The sequence below is a fragment of the Streptomyces sp. NPDC031670 genome (assembly GCF_055580545.1).
Genome location: NZ_JBVILC010000001.1, coordinates 396,229 through 418,640 on the forward strand (window position 1 = coordinate 396,229; position 22,412 = coordinate 418,640).

Annotated in this window: 22 protein-coding genes; 10 read left to right on the forward strand and 12 right to left on the reverse strand. The window is 71.9% G+C overall.

Translation table 11 applies throughout. The annotated features are described in order from the left end of the window. Nucleotides 1–169: 169 nt before the first annotated feature. Nucleotides 170–1,003 (reverse strand): helix-turn-helix domain-containing protein, encoded by an 834-nt coding sequence (locus ACZ5ID_RS01775; protein WP_468892468.1) that lies wholly within the window; start codon nt 1,001–1,003, stop codon nt 170–172. 427 nt (nt 1,004–1,430) lie between these two features. Between ACZ5ID_RS01775 and ACZ5ID_RS01780 the strand changes: the two genes are divergently transcribed. Then, entirely contained in the window at nt 1,431–2,054 is a 624-nt protein-coding gene (locus tag ACZ5ID_RS01780; RefSeq protein WP_468892470.1) for a histidine phosphatase family protein, read from the forward strand. Between the two features lie 156 nt (nt 2,055–2,210). Next, nucleotides 2,211–3,023: an SDR family NAD(P)-dependent oxidoreductase gene (locus ACZ5ID_RS01785; protein WP_468892472.1), complete on the forward strand. Its 813-nt coding sequence runs from the start codon at nt 2,211–2,213 to the stop codon at nt 3,021–3,023. 74 nt (nt 3,024–3,097) lie between these two features. Here ACZ5ID_RS01785 and ACZ5ID_RS01790 read toward each other — a convergent pair whose 3' ends face one another. Continuing rightward, complete coding sequence (locus ACZ5ID_RS01790; protein ID WP_468892475.1) at nt 3,098–5,323, reverse strand: RICIN domain-containing protein; 2,226 nt, start codon at nt 5,321–5,323, stop codon at nt 3,098–3,100. Nucleotides 5,324–5,869: 546 nt separating this feature from the next. Between ACZ5ID_RS01790 and ACZ5ID_RS01795 the strand changes: the two genes are divergently transcribed. Beyond that, nucleotides 5,870–6,973, forward strand: coding sequence for a sugar ABC transporter substrate-binding protein (locus tag ACZ5ID_RS01795; RefSeq protein WP_468892477.1), 1,104 nt, complete (start codon nt 5,870–5,872; stop codon nt 6,971–6,973). A gap of 102 nt (nt 6,974–7,075) precedes the next feature. On the opposite strand, the gene ACZ5ID_RS01800 is transcribed toward ACZ5ID_RS01795, so the two are convergent. Together ACZ5ID_RS01800 and ACZ5ID_RS01805 are read right to left on the reverse strand one after the other, a co-directional pair. Further along, on the reverse strand, nt 7,076–7,621 hold the full coding sequence (locus tag ACZ5ID_RS01800) for a hypothetical protein (protein WP_468892479.1): 546 nt from the start codon (nt 7,619–7,621) through the stop codon (nt 7,076–7,078). 453 nt (nt 7,622–8,074) lie between these two features. Then, entirely contained in the window at nt 8,075–8,425 is a 351-nt protein-coding gene (locus ACZ5ID_RS01805) for a VOC family protein (RefSeq protein ID WP_468892481.1), read from the reverse strand. A 256-nt stretch (nt 8,426–8,681) separates the two neighbouring features. Between ACZ5ID_RS01805 and ACZ5ID_RS01810 the strand changes: the two genes are divergently transcribed. After that, a complete protein-coding gene (locus tag ACZ5ID_RS01810; RefSeq protein WP_468892483.1) occupies nt 8,682–10,145 on the forward strand; it encodes a lipase maturation factor family protein in 1,464 nt (487 codons plus the stop codon). A gap of 25 nt (nt 10,146–10,170) precedes the next feature. On the opposite strand, the gene ACZ5ID_RS01815 is transcribed toward ACZ5ID_RS01810, so the two are convergent. After that, complete coding sequence (locus tag ACZ5ID_RS01815; protein ID WP_468892485.1) at nt 10,171–11,811, reverse strand: phospholipase D-like domain-containing protein; 1,641 nt, start codon at nt 11,809–11,811, stop codon at nt 10,171–10,173. A 420-nt stretch (nt 11,812–12,231) separates the two neighbouring features. On the opposite strand from ACZ5ID_RS01815, the gene ACZ5ID_RS01820 reads away from it, so the two are divergent. Further along, nucleotides 12,232–12,795: a dihydrofolate reductase family protein gene (locus ACZ5ID_RS01820; protein ID WP_468892487.1), complete on the forward strand. Its 564-nt coding sequence runs from the start codon at nt 12,232–12,234 to the stop codon at nt 12,793–12,795. A 9-nt stretch (nt 12,796–12,804) separates the two neighbouring features. Here ACZ5ID_RS01820 and ACZ5ID_RS01825 read toward each other — a convergent pair whose 3' ends face one another. From ACZ5ID_RS01825 to ACZ5ID_RS01840, 4 genes are all read right to left on the reverse strand, one after another. Beyond that, nucleotides 12,805–12,972: a hypothetical protein gene (locus tag ACZ5ID_RS01825; RefSeq protein WP_468892489.1), complete on the reverse strand. Its 168-nt coding sequence runs from the start codon at nt 12,970–12,972 to the stop codon at nt 12,805–12,807. Between the two features lie 138 nt (nt 12,973–13,110). Then, on the reverse strand, nt 13,111–13,623 hold the full coding sequence (locus ACZ5ID_RS01830) for a SixA phosphatase family protein (protein ID WP_468893142.1): 513 nt from the start codon (nt 13,621–13,623) through the stop codon (nt 13,111–13,113). A 5-nt stretch (nt 13,624–13,628) separates the two neighbouring features. Next, on the reverse strand, nt 13,629–14,357 hold the full coding sequence (locus ACZ5ID_RS01835; RefSeq protein ID WP_468892490.1) for a hypothetical protein: 729 nt from the start codon (nt 14,355–14,357) through the stop codon (nt 13,629–13,631). 240 nt (nt 14,358–14,597) lie between these two features. Beyond that, nucleotides 14,598–15,509 carry an NAD(P)-dependent oxidoreductase gene (locus ACZ5ID_RS01840; protein WP_468892492.1) on the reverse strand — a complete coding sequence of 304 codons (912 nt, stop codon included), beginning with the start codon at nt 15,507–15,509 and terminating at the stop codon, nt 14,598–14,600. Between the two features lie 83 nt (nt 15,510–15,592). Between ACZ5ID_RS01840 and ACZ5ID_RS01845 the strand changes: the two genes are divergently transcribed. Beyond that, on the forward strand, nt 15,593–15,964 hold the full coding sequence (locus tag ACZ5ID_RS01845) for a winged helix-turn-helix transcriptional regulator (RefSeq protein WP_468892494.1): 372 nt from the start codon (nt 15,593–15,595) through the stop codon (nt 15,962–15,964). Nucleotides 15,965–16,080: 116 nt separating this feature from the next. On the opposite strand, the gene ACZ5ID_RS01850 is transcribed toward ACZ5ID_RS01845, so the two are convergent. Beyond that, a complete protein-coding gene (locus ACZ5ID_RS01850) occupies nt 16,081–16,968 on the reverse strand; it encodes a peptidoglycan-binding domain-containing protein (RefSeq protein WP_468892496.1) in 888 nt (295 codons plus the stop codon). 429 nt (nt 16,969–17,397) lie between these two features. Here ACZ5ID_RS01850 and ACZ5ID_RS01855 point away from each other — a divergent pair, with 429 nt between their 5' ends. Next, nucleotides 17,398–18,783: an AMP-binding protein gene (locus ACZ5ID_RS01855; protein WP_468892498.1), complete on the forward strand. Its 1,386-nt coding sequence runs from the start codon at nt 17,398–17,400 to the stop codon at nt 18,781–18,783. Here ACZ5ID_RS01855 and ACZ5ID_RS01860 read toward each other — a convergent pair. Further along, a complete protein-coding gene (locus ACZ5ID_RS01860; RefSeq protein WP_468892500.1) occupies nt 18,743–19,711 on the reverse strand; it encodes an AraC-like ligand-binding domain-containing protein in 969 nt (322 codons plus the stop codon). The two genes, ACZ5ID_RS01855 and ACZ5ID_RS01860, sit on opposite strands and share 41 nt — an antisense overlap. A 159-nt stretch (nt 19,712–19,870) precedes the next feature. Between ACZ5ID_RS01860 and ACZ5ID_RS01865 the strand changes: the two genes are divergently transcribed. The 3 genes from ACZ5ID_RS01865 (at nt 19,871) to ACZ5ID_RS01875 (ending at nt 22,014) form a co-directional block, all read left to right on the forward strand. Continuing rightward, nucleotides 19,871–20,194 carry a DUF2087 domain-containing protein gene (locus ACZ5ID_RS01865; protein WP_468892502.1) on the forward strand — a complete coding sequence of 108 codons (324 nt, stop codon included), beginning with the start codon at nt 19,871–19,873 and terminating at the stop codon, nt 20,192–20,194. 322 nt (nt 20,195–20,516) lie between these two features. After that, nucleotides 20,517–21,344, forward strand: a complete 828-nt coding sequence (locus ACZ5ID_RS01870) for a VOC family protein (RefSeq protein ID WP_468892504.1) — start codon at nt 20,517–20,519, stop codon at nt 21,342–21,344. Between the two features lie 88 nt (nt 21,345–21,432). Continuing rightward, nucleotides 21,433–22,014, forward strand: a complete 582-nt coding sequence (locus ACZ5ID_RS01875) for a PadR family transcriptional regulator (RefSeq protein WP_468892506.1) — start codon at nt 21,433–21,435, stop codon at nt 22,012–22,014. Here the strand turns inward: ACZ5ID_RS01875 and ACZ5ID_RS01880 are convergent. Further along, on the reverse strand, nt 22,011–22,412 hold the full coding sequence (locus tag ACZ5ID_RS01880) for a cupin domain-containing protein (protein WP_468892508.1): 402 nt from the start codon (nt 22,410–22,412) through the stop codon (nt 22,011–22,013). The two genes, ACZ5ID_RS01875 and ACZ5ID_RS01880, sit on opposite strands and share 4 nt — an antisense overlap.

Below are 22,412 nucleotides of genomic sequence, written 5' to 3' on the forward strand. Positions count from 1 at the left end.
GGCGGGGGGGGGGGGGGGGGGGGGGGGGGGGGGGGGGGGAGGGGGGGGGGGGGGGGGGGGAGGGGGGGGGGGGGGGGGGGGAGGGGGGGGAGGGGGGGGGGGGGGGGTCCCCCCCCGCCCGCCCCCCACCCCTCTGTCCCTCTGTCGTCTGTCGTTGGGGGCGGGGGGATCAGCGGTTGAAGACGCTGGTGCGGCTCCCTTCGACGGTCGCCGTGCCGTCCAGCGGGGTCTGGTTGGCCAGTCCGCACAGCTGCGCGGGCGTCAGGCCCGCCAGCGCCTTGAAGTCGCGGTTCAGATGCGCCTGGTCGTAGTAGCCGCAAGCCGCCGCGAGTTCGGCGAGCGACCGGTGCGAGCCGTACGGGAGCGTCAGCGCCCGCTGGAACCGCAGGATCCGGGCGACCGACTGCAACGGCAGACCGATCTGCTCCCGGAAGAGCACCTGGAGCCTGCGGCCACCACGGCCGGTGGCCCCGGCCAGTTCACCCAGGGTCATCCCGCCGTGGCGTGCGCTCAACCGGCTCCAGGCCTCGGCGACCACGGGGGACGGCACGGGTCCCTCGGCCAGCCGGCTGGCGAGGGCGTCGTCGAGGAGCGCCCAGCGCGCCTCCCAGTCGGGCGCCGCGGCGAGCCGTTCGGTCAGCCGCTCCGTCCATCTCCTTCCCAGCAACTCGTCCGGGTGGACGGTCTCGTTGGCCAGCTGGTGCATGGACACGCCCAGGCACATATAGGCGCCCAGCGGGGTGAAATCCACTTCGACGGCCTGCCCCGAACCCCGGTACCCACCGAGGACGGGCGATGTCCGCAGACCTCCGACCAGCGAGTACCACGCCCCGCCCGACCCGCTGTCCGCGGCGTCGAACAGGTACAGCGGGTCGCCCCAGCCGACGATCAGCGTCACCGTGGCGGCGGGCAGGGTCAGCCGCGCGGGCATTCCTCCCGGTGTGCGCCGGCCCCGGTACTTGACCACCCGGCCCCGCAACCAGTCGGGTGCCACTCGTTCCACACTCTCCCCTCGGTCTTCGGTAATCAAGGATGCTTTGGCCTCCACCTGCAACCCTCTCCTCACCATGCGCGTGTTCCGCCGACCGGAATCCGGCAAGGCAGTGCGCCTTCTTACAAGACCAGCGGTCGGCCTCGGCAGCAGTCTGGGACGGCACAGGCGGTCAAGGCCAGGAATGGACGAACCCCTGGCCGAATATCGGCCATCGCCCGAGGCCCGGCGCATATGCCCCTGGCCTACGGCCAGTCGGGCGACGGTACGGATGGCCCGGCGGGCCCGGCGCGGGTCGGTCCGTTTCCCTGTTGCCACCCGCCCACGGGGGTGGCGGGTGGCAACAGGAAAGCGGAACGTGCCACGGAACCGCGCGGCCGTACCAAGGCGTCCCCTCCGGCACTGGATGATCACTGTCTGTCGCACGGAGGACGTCGCCATGGCCGCTACGGCTGACCGCTACCTCTACCTCGCCCGCCACGGCGAGGCCCTGCCCGACGAGAGCGGACTGACGGAGAACGGGCGCCGCCAGGCCGTCCTGCTCGGCCGACGGCTCAGGGGCAGTCCGCTCTCCGTGGTGCTGCACAGCCCGCTCGCGCGCGCCGAGCAGACCGCGCGCCTGATCCACGGCGAACTCGACGGCGTCCCACTGGAGTCCTCGGAGCTCGCCGGGGACTACATCCCCTACGTGCCCCGGGCGGAGGAGCTGCCGGCGCAGTGGGCCGAAGGGCTGCTCGACCGGCTCGCGCGGTTCCCGGCGCCGATGCGCGAGCGGGGGCGGGAGCTGGCGCCGGCGGCACTGGAGCGGTTCGCGCGCCCGGTGGAGGGCGACGAGCCGCGCCATGAACTGGTCGTCACCCACAACTTCCTCATCGGCTGGCTCGTCCGGGCGGCCTTCGACGCTCCCAACTGGCGCTGGCAGGGCCTCAACCACGCCAACGCCGCCCTGACGGTGATCCGTTACGCGTCCGACCGCCCCGCCTCCGTCGTCTTCCTCAACGACATGGGGCATCTGCCCGCGGAGCTCCGCTGGACCGGCTTCCCTCCGGAGTTCCACGTCTGAGCGACCGGGCTGCGGGAGGCGGATGGCCGGATTCCGCGCGGCGGTGCGCCGGTGGTGTCCACCTATGATCGTTTCGAGGGTCCGGGCGGGGGTCGATCCAGGCGATCGGGGCACCGGCCCGGCGCGACCGCACGCGACCACGGAGGCTGAACGGGCATGGCTGAGCGACAGGTTGTCATCGTCACCGGAGGCGGGACGGGGATCGGCGCCGCCACCGCCCGGCTGCTGGCCGGCGCCGGACACCGGGTGGTCGTGGCCGGGCGCCGCCCCGAGCCACTGCGCGAGATCGCCGAGGAGACCGGCGCCCTCGCCCACCCCTGCGACATCGGTGACCCCGAGTCCGTGCCGGGCCTGGTGGACGCGGCCCTCGCCGCGTACGGCCGGCTCGACGGGGTGGTGCTGAACGCCGGAACCGGACGCAGCGGGGCCGTCGGCGACACCTCCGTGGAGGACTGGGACCTGGTGATGCGCACCAACCTCACCGGCCCCTTCCTGCTGCTGCGCAGCGCGCTGCCGCACCTGGTCGAGGCGCGCGGCTCCGTCGTCGCGGTCGCCTCGGTCTCCGCGCTGCGCAACGGGGTGGGCAACGCCGCCTACGCCACGTCGAAGGCCGCGCTGCTCCAGCTCTGCCGCTCCCTGGCGGTCGACTACGGGGCGAAGGGGCTGCGTGCCAACACGGTGTGCCCCAGCTGGGTCCGTACGGAGATGGCCGACCGGCGCATGGCGCGGTTCGCCGAGGAGGCGGGCCTCGCGGACGTCGACGAGGCGTACGAGACGGCCACGCGGCTGCTGCCCGCCCAGCGGCCGGGTGAGCCGCGGGAGGTCGCCGAGGCGATCGCGTGGCTGCTCTCCCCGGCCGCGTCGTTCGTCAACGGCGCGACGCTCACCATCGACGGCGGGGCGACGGCGCTCGACCCCGGGACGGTGCCCTTCGACTACCGCGTCGAGCGGCGCGGGGACGCGACCTGACAAGGGCCGCGACCTGATGTGCGAGCCGGTCCGGTGGCCCTCGGGCCTCCGGACCGGCCTCGGCCGGCTCCCGGTCAGGGACCCGAGACCAGGTTCACCACGTTGCCGGCGGAGCCGGCGGTGCCTCCGTTGTCGTTGATGACGTGGTTGATCGTTCCCGTACCGCCCAGCGAGACCGTCACCATGTCGTGGAAGCGGACGCCGGCGGTGTTCGGCGCCTCGAAGGCGCGCTCGGCCACCACCGACGGGTTGGCGCTGAAGTAGCAGTAGCTGCCCAGGCCCCACGCCTCATGACTGGTCACCGAGCTCGCGACCTTGTACGCGTCGTAGCCGCGGGTCGAGCCGTTCGTCCACGCGGACTGGTTCGGCGGGTCGTAGGGCATCTCGTTCTGGAAGAAGTACGTACGGCCGCCGTTGCCGTTCCAGATCACCTGGTGCTGCTGGTAGTGCTCGACGAAGAGGCCGTACATCGTCACGCCGGTGCCGTTGACGACCAGCCCGTTCGCGGCCGTGTTGCTGGTCCAGCCGACGCCGCTGCCGTGGTCGGCGCGCCACAGCCACATGTGGTCGCCGATCACGTCGGAGCTGTTGACCACCAGGCTCTGGGTGGCCCGGCCGACCCCCGCGCCGCCGATGCGGAAGAAGACGTCGTGCAGCGAGGTCGGGTCGGCGGTGTGCCGGGCGGTCGCACCCGGGGTGCCCACCCGCATCAGCAGCGCGGAGTTGGTGGGACCGGCGTCGATGAGCAGTCCGGCGACCTTGACGCCGTCGACGTCCGCGACGTCCATGGCGGTGATGCCGTTGTCGGGTATCAGGGTCGCCAGGCCCAGGCCGAGGACGACGGTGTCCGGGCGGTTCACCTCGATGGTCTGGTTCAGGTGGTAGACCCCGGGGGTGAACAGCAGGTTCTTGCCCTGCGCCAGCGCTCCGTTGATGTCCGCCGCGGTGGCGCCGGGCTTGACGACGAAGAACTGGCCGATCGGGAGCGAGGTGCCCGCGGGGGTGTCGTTCGCCCAGGTCGTGCCCTGGGTCGCGGTGCGCAGCGCGGGGACGAACACCTGGTAGGCGCCGGCCGCGTCCACGTACAGGAAGGGCTTCTCCCGGATCACCGGGCTCTGCGCCACGGTGGTGTAGGGCGGGCTGGGGAAGGTGTTGGCCGGGGCGTTGGTGTCGCCGACGAAGACCATGTTCCAGTTGGAGCCGTTCCAGCCGCCCCACTGGCTGTTGCGCGAGAGCCACTGCTGCTGCGAACCGGACCGCACCTGTCCGTCGATCTTGGAGTCGGCCATGAACCCGCCGCTGGACCAGCCGCCGTCGTCCAGCTGCAGGTTTCCGCGCACATGCATACGGCGGTACGGGGCGGCCTGCGAGACGGCCCAGCGGTCGCTGCCCCCGTTGGGGGTGACCGACAGGTTCTCGGCGGAGCGCCAGAAGTTCTGGGTGGCGTTGCCCTGGAACCAGTCGGCCTCGGCGTGCACGGCGCCGTTGATGGTCACCGCGTCCGGGGTGAGGCCGAGCCCGGCCACCTGGGTGTAGAACCCGACGTTGGCGTCCACGTGGTAGCTGCCCGGCTTGAAGAGCAGGGCCTGGCGCCGGTCGCCGAACTGGTTGGACTCCTGCTGGTCGAAGACCTGGTTGAGCCTGCTCTGGATGGCGGCCGAGGACATCGACGGGTCGAAGACGGACACATTGGGCCCGAGGTCGGGGTCGCCGCCGCTCGGTGGCTGGCTGTCGGCCGCGTCGACCTGGAACGACTGGGCGGTACTGCCGTTGCACGCGTACTGCTGCATCCGCGCCCCGTCGGCCGTCGAGGCGCCCGGGACGTCGAGGCACTTGCCGCTGTTGCGGTTGACGAAGTGGTACCTGCCGGCGGCCTCCTCGACGGGCTTCCACTGCTGGTTGCCACCGCCGCCGTACGTCCAGAGCTGGACCGGCGCTCCGTCGGCGGTGGAGACGTCGGTGACGTCCCAGGACTTGGCGGTGTCGTTGCGGTTGTCCACACGGACATAGCCGCTGTCGGTGGGCTGGAACCGCCACTGCTGTGCGGCGGTCGTGTTGCAGGCGTACTGCTGGACGGCGGTGCCGTCGGCGGTGCCGGCCGACGCCGCGTCCACGCACTTGCCGCTGTGCCGCGCGGTCACGGTGACCCAACTGGAGGGCAGGGTCGCGGCTCGGGCTTCGGGGGCGGTGAAAACACCGGTGGTCAAGGAGGCGGCGAGCGCTCCGACGGCCACCAGTGAGGCTGCTCTGCCACGCACGCTCCGACGGTCGGGCGGAGTGGGGGTTGCGGGAATGGTCATGGCCTCACCCTTTCTTCAAGGCGTGAAGTTAGGGCTCCCCCATGGACACGTCAAGGGTTCAGGCCTCGAACGTCTGGTCTGAACCAGGGGCTTGACAGGCTGTTGGCTCACCACTTAAGCCACAGGGCGAAATAAGAGGTTTCCGCCAAGGTGTAGACCAATTTCAACGGAAACGGAGGCTCTTGCGTTCACTACATGAACGAATAAAGGCCGCGTGGCACCACTGAAGAACATTCTCTGAAGCATTGAGCGGCGAGCAGACCACCTGGCACCTCTCCGCCATCACGGCCGGCCTGAGCTGCGAGACTACAATTCCAGCGCCCGTCAAATTGACGAACCATCAGCATTTGTCGGGAGAAGCGAAACGCTCCTCAAAGACCGTTTCACCCCGTATTGCGGGGCAGATTAAGCCCGTCCGGCCCGTATCCGAAAATTCCGTTGTCATCTCGTTAAGGGCTAACTTCTTGACGGCATGGCAGGGGCAGGGTTGGCTTCCAGCCACCTCGGCCGAAATTTATGCGGCCATGTCAGGGAGGTTGTTTTTAAGTGAGCACGCGTATCGGCCGTGGAGCGATGACAGCGGGTGTCGTCGCGATGGCCGTCACCCTCGCCGCATGCGGCGGCGGGAGCAAGTCCGACGGGTCCGGGCAGGGCGCCAAGAAGAAGGACCTCAAGATAGGTCTGCTGCTTCCGGAGAAGCAGGCTGCTCGCTACGAGAAGTCGGACAAGCCGCTCATCGAGAAGATGGTCGGTGAGCTGACCAGCGGTAAGGGCCAGGTCGTCTACGCGAACGCGGAGCAGGACGCGGCGCGGCAGAACCAGCAGGTCGACGCCATGATCGCCAAGAAGGTCGACGCGCTCATCATCGACGCGGTGGACTCCAAGGCCATCGGCGGCGCGGTGCAGCGGGCCAAGGACGCGGGCATCCCCGTCGTCGCCTTCGACCGGCTCGCCGAGGGCCCCGTCGACGCCTATGTCTCGTTCGACAACGAGGACGTCGGCCATGTGCAGGCCAGGGCCCTGCTGGACAACCTGGGCGGCAAGGCCAAGGACGGCCAGATCGTGATGATGAACGGTGCCCGTACCGACCCGAACGCCGCCCAGTTCAAGAAGGGCGCGCACGCCGAGCTGGACGGCAAGGTGAACATCGGGAAGGAGTACGACACCAAGGAGTGGAAGCCGGAGAACGCCGCCGCGAACATGCGCAGCGCGATCGCGGCGCTGGGCAAGGACAAGATCATCGGTGTCTACTCCGCCAACGACGGTATGGCCGGTGGCGTCATCAGCGCCCTCAAGGCGGCGGGCGCCTCCAAGCTGCCGCCGATCACCGGCCAGGACACCGAACTCGCCGGAGTCCAGCGCATCGTGGCGGGCGAGCAGTACATGAGCGTCTACAAGTCGTACGCGGAGGAGAGCCCGATCGCCGCGCAGATGGCGGTCGCGCTGGCCAAGAAGCAGAGCCTCATCTCCATCGCCAACTCCAAGACCAACAGCCCGACCAAGAGCGACATCCCCACCGCGCTCGTCCCGGTCGTCGCCGTGATCAAGGAGAACATCCGCTCCACCGTCGTCTCCGACGGCCTCTACACGATCGACGAGATCTGCACGCCGAAGTACAAGGCCGCGTGCAAGTCCGCCGGACTGCAGTGACGGCCCCGGCCGTAGCGCGCGCGCTGCGACCGTGAAGAAGACCTCTGCCCGGCCCGCAGGACGCGGGCCGGGCAGAGGTCTTCGTTGCCGTACGGGAGGGGGTTACGGCCCCGTCAGCGCGTCGTAGGCGGCCTTCGGCGGGCGGCGCAGCCGGGGCTCCGGGCGGGCCGCGCCGGAGGCGCACGGCTCGAACCCGAAGGGCGCGAGGAGCTCGGCCCGGAAGGACGCGGGCGCGGTGGCGTAGGCGGGCAGGGAGGCGTCGTCCACGATGCGCAGGACCGGGTCCAGGACGACTTCCAGGGCCGCCGGGTGGGCCGTCGGGGCTATGCCCACGGCGGCGAGCAGCCAGTGGTCCTCCTCGCCCGGTATCCGTCCCTCGTGGTCCCGCGCGGGCATCAGCGCCGGCCGCAGTCCGTGCAGCCGCAGGAGGGCTCTGTGTTCTTCCTCGTCGATGGAGACACCCGGCGGGATCCAGACCGCAGCCGCCTCGGGCACTCCCGACCCCGACTCGGCGACCCACACCTTGCCGGTCTCCAGACCGAAATGCGCGAGGATGAGCCGGAGTTGGGCCTGTGATGCCGAGACGAGAGCGGCGGTCTCGGGCGGCAGCCCTTGGTCGCCGGAGAGCAGACGGACTATCGCGTTCACATCCTGCAGGGACGCACGCCGAGCGCTGACCCTGTGCGCAAAAGTGAGGGCCATAAGCCGTGCCTTTCGCTGTGGTGCGTGAGGACGACTGTGGCCTCACGCACCTCTTTGGCTTCTCTTTACCGAGGCTACCCGCCCAAGGGTAAGGGCATCGTATGAATCCGGGACCCCTCGTTCGGCTGGGATTTGTGCGCCGGGGGAGGCGCCCGGGGCGCGCGACGACATCTGAGCGCGGTCCCATGGCACCGCGAATCGGGCGGGACGGAGCCGGCGCCCGGCGGCGCGTCTCGCGCTCACGCCGCACTGACCTGCGGTGACGGATGGATCGGAGGCGCGTGGCGTCATCGAGGAGCCAATTATGGCGCCAGATTCCAGCACACTCCCACTCCACAGGGGTTGCCCTGACGCCACAGTGGCGCCACTCTGGCGGCCCCACGTCCGGGCCCCCTCGCCTCAGAGGTTGTGGGCGACCGGGTGACGGGGTTCGTAGAAGGCGAGCTCCGCGCCGCTGGGCAGGCGGACCGCCGCGATCCGGCCCCACGGCTGGTCGCTGACGGGGCGCGTGACCGCGACCCCCTTCGCCAGGAAGTCCTGCACCTGGGCGGTGATGTCGTCGCACATCAGATACAGCTCGTGCCTGGGCTCGTCCGTGGTGGGGTGGACGGCCAGCTCGGCGGGCGGTAGCCGGAAGATGAGCCAGCCCTGGCCCGCGTCCACCCCCGGGAAGCCGAGCACGTCCCGGATGAAGGCCCGGTCGGCGTCGGCGTCCGTGCTGTAGAAGATGGCGTGCGCGCCACTGAACATGCTGCCCTCGCTTCGTCGTTCTTCCGGCACCGGCTCGTCCCGGCATCCTCGCAGCCGGACCGCGGGCCCCCCGTCGACACGCGCGACCCGGCCGGACCCTATCCGTTCCGGGTGCGGCGGAAGTCGAGTACCGCTGGAGCCCGCGGTGGCGGCAGCCGGCCGCGGCTCGTCGCTCCGACCGGGGGACGGCCCGTCCGCCCGCACGCCCCGCCCCGCCCCGCAGGCCACCCGAGTCACCCAGCGTCACAATGGGACCGTGGAGTGGTTCGTCGCGCCCGACTACTGGCTGAGCCGACTGGTCTTCCAGCGGGCACTCGCCGCGATCTATCTCGTCGCGTTCCTCGGCGCGGCCCGGCAGTTCCGGGCGCTGATCGGTGAGCGCGGCATGCTCCCGGTACCGCGCTATGTCGAGTGGGTGCCGTTCCGGCGGGCACCGAGCGTCTTCCACTTCCGCTACTCGGACCGGTTCTTCGCCCTCTGGGCCTGGACGGGTGTCCTGGTCTCGGCGGGGCTGCTGGCGGGGGTCGACGGCCGGGTGCCGCTGTGGGGCGCGATGCTGCTCTGGCTGCTGCCCTGGGCGTTGTACCTGTCGATCGTGAACGTCGGCCAGACGTGGTACGCCTTCGGCTGGGAGTCGCTGCTCCTGGAGGTCGGGTTCCTCGCGGTGTTCCTCGGCAACGACGAGGTGGCGCCGCCCGTCGTCGTACTGTTCCTGATGCGCTGGGTGCTGTTCCGCGTCGAGTTCGGGGCGGGGCTCATCAAGATGCGCGGCGACGAGTGCTGGCGCAAGCTGACCTGTCTCGACTACCACCATGAGACCCAGCCCATGCCGGGCCCGCTGAGCTGGTTCTTCCACCATCTGCCGAAGCCGTTCCACCGGGTCGAGGTCGCGGCGAACCATGTCACCCAACTGGCCGTCCCCGTGCTGCTGTTCACCCCGCAGCCGGTGGCCACGGCGGCTGCCTCGCTCATGATCCTCACCCAGCTGTGGCTGATCCTGTCGGGCAACTTCTCCTGGCTGAACTGGACGACGGTCGCCCTGGCCCTCACCGCCGTCGACTTCTCCGCGCTCACCGACGGCCGGCGCTTCCCGTCCACCCCGCTCTGGTACGAGGTGGTCGTACTGGCCGTCGCCGCGTGCCTGCTCGCCCTGAGCTACCGCCCGGCCCGCAATCTGTTCTCGCGCCGCCAGATCATGAACTACTCCTTCGACCCGCTGCACCTGGTCAACACCTACGGCGCGTTCGGCAGCGTCAGCAGGCTGCGGCTGGAGGTCGTCATCGAGGGCACGGCGGACCCGCTGCCGCTCGTGGACTCCGACTGGCGCGCGTACGAGTTCAGGGGCAAGCCCGGGGATCTCCGGCACTGGCCACGCCAGTTCGCGCCGTACCATCTGCGGCTCGACTGGCTGATGTGGTTCGCCGGTCTCTCCCCGGGCTACGCGCGGCCGTGGTTCGGCCCCCTGGTGGAGCGCCTCCTGGACAACGACCGCGACACCCTGCGCCTGCTCAGGCGCTCACCGTTCCCACCCGACAGCCCGCCCCGGTACATCCGCGCCCGGCTGTTCCGCTACCAGTACACGACATGGCGCGAACTGCGGGCCACGGGAGCGTGCTGGAAGCGGACGTACGTACGCGACTTCCTGCCGCCCACGCGGCTCGGGACGACCGAGGGCACACCGGAAGGCATGGCCGGGGGCGGGAGCGGGCTGACGGGCTGACGGAGTCACGGGCTGACGGCCGGGGTCAGGCCTGGCAGATGCCGCGCTCGTAGTCGAACGTCGCGGTCGCCTGCGAGTACCGCCACTGCGGGGCGAGCAGCTTCGACTTCAGCTGGGCCGCGGCCTCGGGGCTCTCCACCACGTATCCGAAGTCCTGGAGCCAGGAGGGGTACAGGTTCTTCGAGCCGATGTAGAAGGCCGAGTCGTCGACGGAGACCAGCTTGTGGTGCTGCGCGTACGGGTGGCCGTCGGCCCACTTCGGGCTGTCCGAGCTGCGGAAGGTGGCCAGCTGGAGGGTGGAGCACATCTTCGCCCGGGCCGCGCCCTTGTCGCCGGTGAGCAGGGCGAGTCGGTCGCGCAGAGTGTCGCTGACCTCCGAGAGCGACTTGATCTGCGAGTAGCCGCCGCTGCCGACGGCGCCCCGGTTGGCGGGGTCGCTGACGACGATCCGCACCTTCACACCGGCGGCCATCTTCGCCGCGAGCGCGTCGTAGAGGCGGATGTCGTAGCGCGGGAGCGGCGGGCAGGTGGCGTTGAGATCCTGCTGGGAGATCTCGATGTGGTCGCGCGCGCTGGCGACGAGCGCGCGCAGGGCGCTCTCCTCCGGGTTGACCGTGTCGTAGTCCCGGTCGGCGTTGGTGTTGTCGTGCAGCCCGACGACGCACTTGGTGTCGGGCGCGGTGGGCAGCGTCGGGCGGAACGCGGAGGCCGGGTCGTTGTTCTTGATGCCGACGCCGAGACCGCCCACGGCGATCACGGGGACGTTGCCGTCGGCGGGGGCCGGGGCGGGGGCGTCCTGCGCCAGCGACGGCATGCAGCCGGCGCCGTTGGAGGAGGCGAACCAGACACTGGCGATGTTGGACTTGTTCTGGCAGGTCCAGGCCCACAGCGTGTCCAGGTACTTGCCCGCGGAGCCGGCGGCCGGTCCCGTCAGCGCCAGATCGACGTCCGAGACCGGATGGGCGGTGTCGAGGTAGTCGTCCTTCCAGCCGTTGATGCCGCCGGTGAGCGCCGAGCGGTTGTCGACGACCAGCAGCTTGGAGTGGTTCCACGAGAACGCGGTCTTGGAGGTCGTCATCGAGGCCACGTTGAGGGTGACGTTCTTCGCCGCGTCGCCCAGCCTGCCGACGAGCTCGTCGCGGTACTTCGAGGGGACCACGTTGAGGTGGTAGATCGGCGCCGCCCCGACGAGGACGCGGACCCTGAGCCTGTGCCCGGCGGCGGCCGAGGCCTTGAGGCCGTCGACGACCGCGTCCTCGAACGCCCCGTTGGGGAACGGCGCGAGCGTGGATATGTCGACCGTGTGCTCGGCCTTGGAGATGTTCTCGGTCATCTTGGCGAGCAGCCGCTTGGTCCCGGGCCGCTCGGCGCACTTGTCGTCGCCCCAGCAGCCGGGGGTCTGGAGCAGCCAGTCCGAGGGGTCGGCCGCCGAGGCGTCGAGCCGGTTGCCCGCGGTGCGCTCCCAGACGCTGCCCTCCAGACCGGGCGAGACCTGGCGCAGGGCCTGTTCGACCGCGTCCAGGTGCGCGGTCGTCGTCCCCGGGGCGGGCGGGGTCCCGCCGGAGTCCGCGAGCGCCGGGGCCGCGGGCAGGACCGCGAGCACGGTGGAGCAGGCCACCAGGTGACCGGCGAGACGGGTGCGGCGGCGAAGCTGACGGTGAGCCAATGGTTTTCGCATTCTGGTCGGGAGGACGTTCGCGAACGCCCGTGCGGGGTGGGCGAGTCGGTCCACCGCCCGCCCACCAAGATCAACTAGCTGAGGTTACCAATCGGGCGGAAGCGGTCAGCCCGGAACGGGGCGGTGGGGAGACGCGATGGCCGAGAACCGCCGGTCGGGGGCGGTCCTGGGGCGCGGGGCACGCGGCCCCCCGGCCCGGCAAGGAGCCGGACACGGCCGCCACCGGGTCCCGCCGGACCCGTCTGCCACCCGTCCGCCCCGGGGCCCATCCACCACCGCAAACCGCCCGCCACCGGGCCGGTGCGCCGCGACCGCCCGTCCGCCACCCGTCCGCGCGCCCCGCCCCCGCCCCGCCGTCACGCGCGTATCGTCGCGCCCGTACCCGTCCCTGACACCGGCGAGGCCGCCTTGAGGAAAATCATCCTGATGATGTCCGTGTCCCTGGACGGATTCTTCGAGGGGCCGGAGCGCCAGCTCGACTGGCACCGCCTCGACGACGAACTGCACCAGCACTTCAACGACGAGCTACGGGCCATGGGGGGCTTCATCCACGGCCGTGTCACCTACGAGTTGATGGCCGGGGTCTGGCCGACCGCGGAGGCCGATCCGGCGAGCACCGGGCCGATGCGGGAGTTCGCCCGGATCTGGCTGGACAAGCCGAAGTTCGTGTTCTCGCGGACGCTGGAGCGGGCGGAGTGGAACTCCACGCTCCTGCGGGACGTCGTCCCCGAGGAGATCCGGGCGCTCAAGGAGCGGCCGGGCGGTGACCTGACGGTGGGCGGCCCCGACCTCGCCGCCGCCTTCCTGCGCCACGGACTGGTCGACGAGTTCCGCGTGTACGTCCACCCCGTCCTCATCGGCCGGGGCAGGCTCCCCTTCCCGTCCTCCGACGCGGAGGTCGCGCTCCGGCTCACCGAGAGCCGGGCGTTCGGCAACGGCGTCGTCCTCCTGCGCTACGAGCGCGTCGGCTGAACCTCCCGCTCAGGCCCGCCGCTTCCGGTCCTGCCCGCGCTCGCGCGAAGCCGCGGACCGGGGCGGATGGGGGTCGAGCTCGTGGAGCTGGACGCGGTCCAGCAGATCGGCCAGATCGGCGCCCGGCCGACGTGCCTCCGCGCGCAGGGCGTCACAGCCCGGACAGCCGTACTGCATCGCCCTCGGTCCTCTCCCACAGGCGTACGTGACGGACGCGACAACTCCATCACGTCCATCACGCCGCCCCCGCCCGAGCCGCGCAGCGAAACGACCAACCACTCCGATGGCCGGTCCGCGACCCTCCCCGGGCGCGCCTCAGGTGCGGGCCCCGCGCGGGACCGCGAAGTCCATGAGCAGCGCGGCCCCGGGCGCCAGGTCGGACCAGGCGCCGCGCCAGGTGAGCACGGCGATCGCGGCGGTGGGGAACTTGGTCCCGGCCCGGTCCAGGCTCTCCCCGAGGGCCTCCCCGGTGAGCAGCAGGGTCAGCTCCTGGACGCCGGGGTTGTGGCCGACCAGGAGCAGCGTCCCCACGTCGGCGGGCCCTTCGCGTACGGCGCCGAGCAGCTCGCGGGCGTCGGCCGCGTACAGCCTCGGATCGTGGCGGACCGGGGGCGGGCTGCCCAGCTCGGCCGCCGCCAGCTCCCAGGTCTCGCGGGCACGGCGGGCGGTGGAGCACAGGACGAGATCGGGCAGGCAGTCCGCCGCGCTCAGCCAGCGCCCGGCGGCGGGCGCGTCGCGCAGCCCGCGCCGCCCGAGCGGCCGGGCGTGGTCGGGTACGCCCTCGGGCCAAGCCGACTTGGCGTGCCGCAGGACCACGAGCCGCCGCAGCGGACTCACGCGCCCGCTCCCCCGGCGGGCGCCGTGCCGATCTCGCGGGTCAGCTCCAGGCCGAGGACCCGGTCGAGCCGGGCGAACGTCTCGAACTTGGCGCCCGCCGGTACACCGCTGTCCGCGGCCAGTTCGTCCAGCGCCCCCAGCACGGCGGCCGTGTCGAGGCTGTCCTCCAGCCCTTCGCGGGCCGTGCGCACGAGATCGTCCAGCAGGGGTTTCGAGGGCTCGTCGGCCCACCCCGCGACGGCACGCCGCCACCGTGCGAGGCGCCGGGCGGCGCTCCCGACGGCTTCGGCGGTGAGCGTCACGGGCTGGTGGTACGGCTGGTCGAGCAGCGACAGCCGCAGGGCGAGGCCGTCCCCGTCACCGTCCCCCCCGTCGCCCCCGTCCTCACGCGCCGCCCGCCCGATCCGCAGGGAGAGACCGCCCCCGCCCTCGTACGGCCGGCCGCTCAGGTGCACGGCCGCCGGGCCGCCCAGGGCCTCGGCGATCTCCTCGGGAGTGCCCTCGGCGTCGGCGGGGTGGACGCCGGCCGCCGCGGCGCCGGGGACACCCGGGCCGGTCCGTCCCGTCAGGACGGCCCGGCCGCGCAGTTCGACGACGCGCGCGAGCACGTCGGCGGTGAGCAGCACCCGCAGCCCGGTGAGGTCCCCCGGGCCGTCGGCCCGCGGCACATGGGCGCAGATCCGCAGCGGACCCCGGCCGACGAGATGATCGAAGATGCGCAGCACACCCCCGAGCCTAGGCGTTCACCCGCCCACGGACAGGGACTGGTGCCGCCGCGCCCGGCACGTGCCCGAAAACGATCGCCTGCGGACCGGGTCGGCCGGCGGATCATGCGGGCCGGGTCGGCGGCCGGTCGTGCGTGCGGGTGGGCGGGCCGGGGCGTGCACGAGACCGTCCGCCGCCCGGGTGTCACGGTCGACGCGGCGCGGGACCGGTCCTGCTGCCGGTCCCGGTCCTGTTCCCGCTCAGCGCGGCTCCCGGATGCCGTCGATGATGCGGGTCCAGTTGTCGCCGCCGTGTCCGTCCGCGAGCGCGCGCCGGTAGTGGCTCCGCACGGCCAGCGGGAGCGCGAGGTCGAGGCCGAGTGAGGTGCTGGTCTCGACGATGTGGTCGGCCGTCGCCCCCATCATGGTCACCGTGCTGAGATCGCCGGGGTGCTCCCCCGCGTCGAGCGCGGCCCCGGGCCGGGCCTCACCGGCCCTCAGGATGGCACCGATCGAGTCGGCGGAGGCGAGCAGCTCCGGGAGCGCTTCCCCCGCCTTCATCCCCGCGGTGCCCAGCATGGCGGTGGCGTGCATCAGCGCGGACAAGGTCGTGAGGAACACCGCCAGTTGGGCCTGGTACATCATCTGGGCGAGGCCCGGGTCCTCGCCCAGGTACTTCGGTGTGCCGAACAGTGCCAGCGTCTCGCGGTGGCTCTCCATCGCCTCCCGCGGGCCGCTGTAGTAGACGTGGGCCGCGTCCGTGCCGACCATCGGCGCGGGGACCATGACGCCTCCGGTCAGGAAGGCGGCGCCGTGGCCGGCCGCCCACTTCGCCGCCTCGCGGGTGCGGTCGGGAGTGTCGGAGCTCAGGTTGACGAGGGTCCTGCCCGCGAGCGATCCGCCCGCGCCGTCGAGTACGTCGTACATGGCCCGGTAGTCGGTGAGGCTGAGGACCACGAGGCCGCTCGCCCCGACGGCCTCGGCGGCCGTCGGGGCGGGCGTCGCCCCGTCGGCCACGACACCGTCGGCCCGGTGGGAGGTGCGGTTCCAGACGGTCACCGGATGCCCGGCGGTGAGGAGGGTGCGTGTCATCGCCCGGCCCATCGGGCCGAGCCCGATCACGGTGACAGCGCTGGTGTTCCTGGCGGGAGTTGGGTGGTGTTGTTCGTTCACCCCTCCATGCTCGGAGAGCACCACTATTCTCGGAAGTACCCACTATTTTCTGCGGTACTTACCTTTTCGTAAGGGGACTGGGGATGGCCAGGGCGCCGAGGAGCGGACCGTACATCTGTGGCATCGACGCCGCGCTCGACGTGGTCAGCGGCAAGTGGAAGGGGCTGATCCTCTGGGAGTTGGAAGCCCACGGCGTACGCCGTTTTGCCGAACTGCGCCGCGGTCTGCCGGGAGTGAGCGAGAAGATGCTGACGCAGCACCTGCGCGAGATGGAGGCGGACGGACTCGTGCACCGGGAGGTCTACGCCGAGGTGCCGCCGCGCGTGGAGTACTCGCTGACCGAGCACGGGCGCACCCTCAACCACGCGCTCGGGCCGCTCGGCGCCTGGGGGACGGAACGGGTGGCCCGCGAGGCCCTGGAGACGGTGGACGTGGCCTCGGCCTCGAACGGCTGAGCGTCCGGAGCGTCCATGGGCGCGCGGCGGTCCCGGCGGTCGTCGCCGTGCTCGCGATCGACCGCCGGAACCCGTGGGCCGTGCGGTTCCCCCCCCCCCCCCCGGGACCGGACGCGTCAGACGACCGTGAAGCCGTGGCGGGCGCCGAGCCGGGCGAGCGAGTCACGGCCGGGGATGCCGTCCGCGTCGGGTCCCGAGTAGCCGCACCGCCGCTGCCACGCGGCGTACGCCGTCTTCGTCCTGGTGCCGAAGGAGCCGTCCACCCAGGTGGCGCTGAGCAGCCCCTCGGCCTGGAGGGCGCGCTCGACGACCAGGACCTCACCCCGGTAGGTGGTGCCGCCCTGCGGGAGGCCGGGGTCACGCCGGGCCGCGGCGACCACATGGGCCAGCGAGACCTTCGCCGTCGGCGGGGCCCCGGTGAACTGGGGCCAGGAACCGGGGTCCTGGTGGGTGTTCTCCGGCACGTGCTGGTGTCCGTACCAACCGCCGCGCGTCTCCCAGACGTGTTCGTCGCGGCGGGAGGTGAAGTCGACCGGCCGCCCCATCGGCCAGATGTCGGGCACGCCCCAGGAGCGCACCCAGGCGTTCAGGGTCGCCCAGCCGGCGCACGGGGTGTCGACGAGTCGGGCGTAGACCTCGCCGCCGACCCGGCAGTACGGGAAGAAGTGTGCCTCGATCTGGAGGACGACGGTGCCGGCCCGGTTGGTCCGGGTGCCGCCGGACAGGTCGACCAGGGACTTGGAGCGCGAGTTCGCCGGGAAGAACTGGGTGAACGCGCCGGTGAAGGGCGACCAGAGCAGGTGCGGGGCGGACCCCTTGCCGTCGGGGTTGCGGCCGAACCAGTCCTGAAGGTTGCCGTACGGCACCTGGTCCTGCGGGTGGGCGGCGGTGGCGTTCTTGTCCCAGGTGATGTGGGCGATGGCCTTGGCGGGGTAGGCGCTGTCGGTGGGGGCGTGGTCGCCCACGTCGATGCGTGCTGCGCCGGGCAGCCAGAGATCTGGCATCGGTGCCTCCAGAACGGAGCCCCGGCCGTGCGGGGGCCCGTGGGGGGAAGGGGTGGGGGGAACCGGCTGGTGACGTCGAAGCCGAAGGCCCCCGCGGGCGCGTCCCCGCCGGAGGTCTTCCGTGACTCCCCGTCGACCGGCCGGTGGGTCGAGGCGGAGTTGGCTTGTCATGAACAGTGTTGCGCGCAACGGGCCCGCCGAAACGAGTTCGAAGCCCCCCGGTGGCAAGGACCTCGCGGGTCCGGACCCGGCCGCTCCGGGACGGGCGCCGGTGGCGCCCCACTCCCCTCCCTTTGAGTAACCCCCGCCCCACCAGCACCAATCGTCACGGTGTGCACGATCCGGCCAGGAGCGCGCACGGATCGTCAAGGACATCTCTAGTCGACCCTCGTTGAATGAGGCACAAGTCGACCAGGAGGGGGCAGGCAGTTGAACACCCCATCGCAAGCAGACCACCGATCCGCCCACACGGACACCTTCGTACGGGACCACCTACCACCCCGGCCGCTCCAGCCCGACCTGCTCCTGGGCATGCCCTCCCTACGCTTTCCCGCCCGCCTGAACTGCGCGTGGGAACTCCTGGAGGGCGGTGGGTCGTTGGACCGGGCACAGCGGCAGGCCGTGCTGTCCCCGCACGGCGTCCGCTGGACGTACGGGCAGCTCACCGCGGTCGTGGCGCGCGTCGTGCACGTCCTGACCGAGGACATGGGCCTGGTCCCGGGCAACCGGGTGCTGCTGCGGGGCGCCAACACCCCGATGCTGGCGGCGATCTGGCTGGCGGTGGTGCGGGCGGGCGGTGTGGTCGTGACCACCGCGCCCACCCTGCGGGCCGCGGATCTGACCCGGGTGATCGACAAGGCCCGGGTCACCCACGCGCTGTGCGAGTGGGGCCTGCGGTCCGAGCTGGAGTCGGCCGGGCGCGCCCCGCGCACCCTGTTCTTCCTCGGCGGGGCGGGCGCCGGGTCCGGTCTGGAGCGGGCCATGGAGGCGAAAGCCGACTGGTCGCTGCCGGTCGACACCGCCGCGACCGACCCCTGCCTGATCGCCTTCACCGCCGGCACCTCGGGGACGCCCAGGGCCACCGTGCACACCCACCGGGACGTGATGGCCGCCTGCAACTCCTTCCCCCGGCATGTGCTGCGGGCCACCGGCGACGACCGCTTCATCGGCACCCCCTCGCTGGCCGACACCTACGGGCTGGGCGGGCTGCTCCTCTTCCCCCTGCACGTCGGCGCCTCGACGGTGCTGCTCGACACCTCCTCGCCGCGCCGGCTCGCCCGTGCCATCGACGAGTTCCGCGCCACGGTCTGCTTCAGCGGACCCGCCCGCTACCAGGCGATCTGCGCCGACCCCACCCCGTACGACCTGTCCTCGCTGCGCGAGTGCGTCTCCTCGGGGGAGCCGCTGCCCGTCCAGACGCGGCGCAGATGGAAGCAGCGGACCGGCAACAGCGTGATCGACGGGCTCGGCTCCGCCGAGATGCTCCACATCGTCGTCGCGATCCGCGGCGAGCAGGCCTGGTCCCACCCCGGCGCGATCGGGCGCCCGGTGCCCGGCTATCTCACCGCGATCGTCGACGCCTCCGGGCGGCCCGTCCCCTACGGCCAGGTCGGCGCGCTCGCCGTCAAGGGGCCCACGGGCTGCCGCTACCTCGACGACGAACGCCAGCGGGACACCGTGCGCAACGGCTGGACCTTCACGGGCGACGCCTGCTGGGCGGACGAATACGGCTTCCTCTACCACCACTCCCGGATCGAGGACATGGAGGACCCGCTCAGCGATTCAGGACTGCCTCGCGGTAGTCACGCGGGCTGACCCCGTACGCCGCACGGAAGGCGCGGCTGAAGTGGGACGGCTCGACGAACCCCCAGCGGGCGCCGATCGCGTACACCGGGCGGCGGCTCAGCACCGGATCGGCGAGGTCCCGGCGGCAGCGGTCGAGCCGCCGGGCCCGGATCCAGGCGGCGACCGTGGTGCCGCGCGAGTCGAAGATCTGGTGGAGGTGGCGCAGGGAGATCCGGTGTGCGGCGGCGATGGTCGCGGGCGACAGGGACGGGTCGCCCAGATGCCGACCGATGAAGTCGCAGACCTCCACGCGCAGGGCCTGTCGGCGTGCCTGCGGGCTCATCTCGTCCTCGACGGCCAGCCGTCGTCCGAGCACGGCGGCGAGCAGGTCCACCGTCACCGAGGCCAGGGCCGGGAGGTCGGCGGGCGCGCACTCGTCGGCGCGGGCGTCGAGGTCGGCGAGCCAGCGGCCGAAGACCCCGCCCATCCCCCGGTCGGCCGCGATGGGGGTGGCGGCGAGCCGCTGGACCACGTCCTGGGGCAGCGGCAGCCGCTTCCGGGGCAGTTGCACCACCGTCATGGACGAGAGCGTGCCGTCGAACCGGCCCTCGAAGGGACGGCTGCTGTCGACCAGGACCAGCTCCCCGGCACTCAGGGCCGCCTCCCGGCCGCCCTGAGCCGCGTAACCCCTGCCGGACGTCAGGACGTTGACCTGGTAGACCTCGGGGTCGTCCTGCCGTATCAGCTTCGGTGTGCGGGTGATCTCCACGCTCGGGTACGTCAGGGTCGACACCCGCACGTCGCCCAGGTCCAGAACGCGCAGCCAGGCGTGGAAGTCCTCGGCGCACTCGCTGCTGAGCCAGTTGCGCACATGCGACTGCGCGGCCAGTTCGGTCCACAGCGCGAACCGCTCGGCCGCCGGCACGACCGCGGTGGTGAACTCGCGGGTCAGCCCCATCCCCCACCCCCCTTGTACGGAATGTCCCCCCGGCACGACGATGGCACATGTGTTCGCCCAGCGTCGAGCACATGATCGGCCATCCGCGGGGGCCGTCCCGGCTCGGGGCGGGCGGAATTGCGTTGCCCGGCGGCCACCGTATGAGGAAGGCTTCCCGGCATGTCAGCGAACCCCACCGGCGACACGTCGGCCCCCACCACCGACGACACTCCGCACACCGCCGCCACCGGCTCGCACGCCGTGGCCGCGCTCTTCTCCCACGGCCGTCTGACGGCGATCCCGCGCAAGGCGGCCCGCCGTGAGCAACTGCTCGTCCACCTCAAGGAGACGCTCTTCGAGGCGGGACGGCAGTACACCGAACGCGAGGTCAACGAGGCGCTGCTCACGGTCCACGACGACTTCCCGGCGCTGCGCCGTTATCTGATCACGGCCGGCCTGCTCACCCGGACCCGCGACGGCGCCCGCTACGAGCGGGCCGCGTAGCCGAGGGGCCACCAAGCCCCCGACCGGTTGCGAGGTGCCGTGGGAGGGCGGAAGGTGATGCGGGACGGCCGGACCGGTGCCTCTTACATCCGAAACGGGGTACCCGTACCGGCGGACCCGGAACGAGACACCCGTGTCGCCCGCACCGCGGCCGGGCGCCTCGGGGGGATCGCCCCTCCGCTACCGTGAGCGGCACCATACGCAGCGTAGCCATTACACTGCGCGACGGCACACCACCACAGGCGGCTGGGTGCGGGGCGCCCGATATGCGGGAAAATGGTGACCACAGGAAGCCGCCAAGCGAGAGCGATCGGCATCAGTGATGGACAGGACAACCACGGTCCCGGACCGCAAGGCCTCGTCGAGTGCGGCGGTGCTCGGGGCACCGTGCTGGGTCAGCCTCATGGCGCGCGAGCTCGAACCCGCGCTGCAGTTCTACGGAGCCGTCTTCGGCTGGACCTTCCGCGGCGGGCGGCTCGGCGAGCAGTTCCGGGTGGCGCTGGACGACGGCGAGCCCGTGGCCGGAATAGGAGCCCTGGCGCCCGCGCTGCAGGTGGCGGTGGCCTGGACGCCGTACTTCGCGGTCCAGGACGCCGACGCCACCGCGGCACGCATCCGCGAGCGGAGCGCCACGGTCGCCGTGGGGCCGGTCGCGTTCCAGACCGGACGCGGCGCGCTCGCTGCCGACCGGGACGGCGCGGTCTTCGGTATCTGGCAGGGCAAGCTCGTCGACGACTGGGAGTCCTGGCGCGACCGCGAGCCGGCCTGGCTGCGGCTGCGCACCCGCAACGCCTTCGAGGCGGCGATCTTCTACGGCGAGGTCCTCGACTGGGCCGATGAGCGGCCGGGCTGCTGCGACGTACGGTACGAGGCGGAGGAGGTCGTGCTGCGGCACGGCGGCCACATCGTGGCCCGCCTCAGCTCGGGCGCCCTCGAAGCGGCGCCGGACCCGACCATCCGGCCGCACTGGGAGGTCCACTTCGTCACCACCGACGTGCCCGCCAAGACGGCGGCGGCCCGTGCCCACGGCGGCATGGTCATCGCCCAGGGCACGGCCGCGGGCGGCCCGTGGGCGACGATCCGCGACCCGGACGGCGCCACGTTCACGGTCAACACGCGTGCGACAGCGGCGGCGAAACCCACACCCTGACCCCGCTGGGTCCGGACCCGCCGCGCCCGGCTCAAAGGCGCTGATCAGCCGCGTAATTGCCTGGTCAGGGAAGTGATAACTTGGCGCGATGGCACTGCGCAACGCCGTTCTCGCCGCACTCCTGGAGGGCGAGGCTTCTGGATACGACCTGGCCAAGGGGTTCGACGCGTCCGTCGCCAACTTCTGGATGGCCACCCCGCAGCAGCTCTACCGCGAGCTGGAGCGGATGGAGTCCGAGGGCCTGGTCCGAGCGCGGCTCGTCCAGCAGGAACGCAGGCCCAACAAACGGCTGTTCTCCCTCACCGACACGGGCCTCGCGGCCCTGCGCACCTTCACCGCCGAGCCTCCCCGCCCGAGCGCGATCCGCGACGAACTCCTGGTCAAGGTGCAGTCCGTGGACGCGGGCGACGCCGCGGCCGTACGCGAGGCGGTCGCGGAGCGGCTGGAGCGGGCCCGGGCCAAGGTGGCCCGTTACGAACGCCTTCGGGACCGCCTGCTCGACGGGCGTACCGAGGACGAGTACCTGGCCCGTTCCCCACGCGTCGGCCCCTATCTCACCCTGCTGCGGGGCCTCGCCTTCGAGAAGGAGAACATCCGCTGGGCGCAGCGGACCCTGACGGTCCTGGACCGGCGCGCGGCTGCCGCCGAGCATCCGGCGGACACGCCCTAGCCGACGCGGTAGCCCGGCACCGAAGGCCAGCGGACCGTCAGGACGACGGACTCCTCCTCCGCGTACCAGGAGTGATCCACCCCCTTCCCCCAGACGACGTAGTCGCCCTGCTCGGCCAACGTCACGGCGCCGCCCGGGAGTTCTACCCGGAAGCGGCCACTGATGAGCACCAGCAGCGCGGTGCGCTCCTCGCCGGTCACCCACTCCGCCCGCTCGTCGCCTCGGGGGTGGACACCCCATTTGATCTCCACGGCGTCGCTGTGCCGCGGGTCCCCGGCGTCCTTGAAGTGCCCCAGCAGCCACCCCCGGTCCAGTGCGGCGTCCTTGCCCGCGTTGCCCGTGTACACCCCGTCGGCGCGCCCGCCACCAGCGGAGACGCCGTTCATGTCGATATCCAT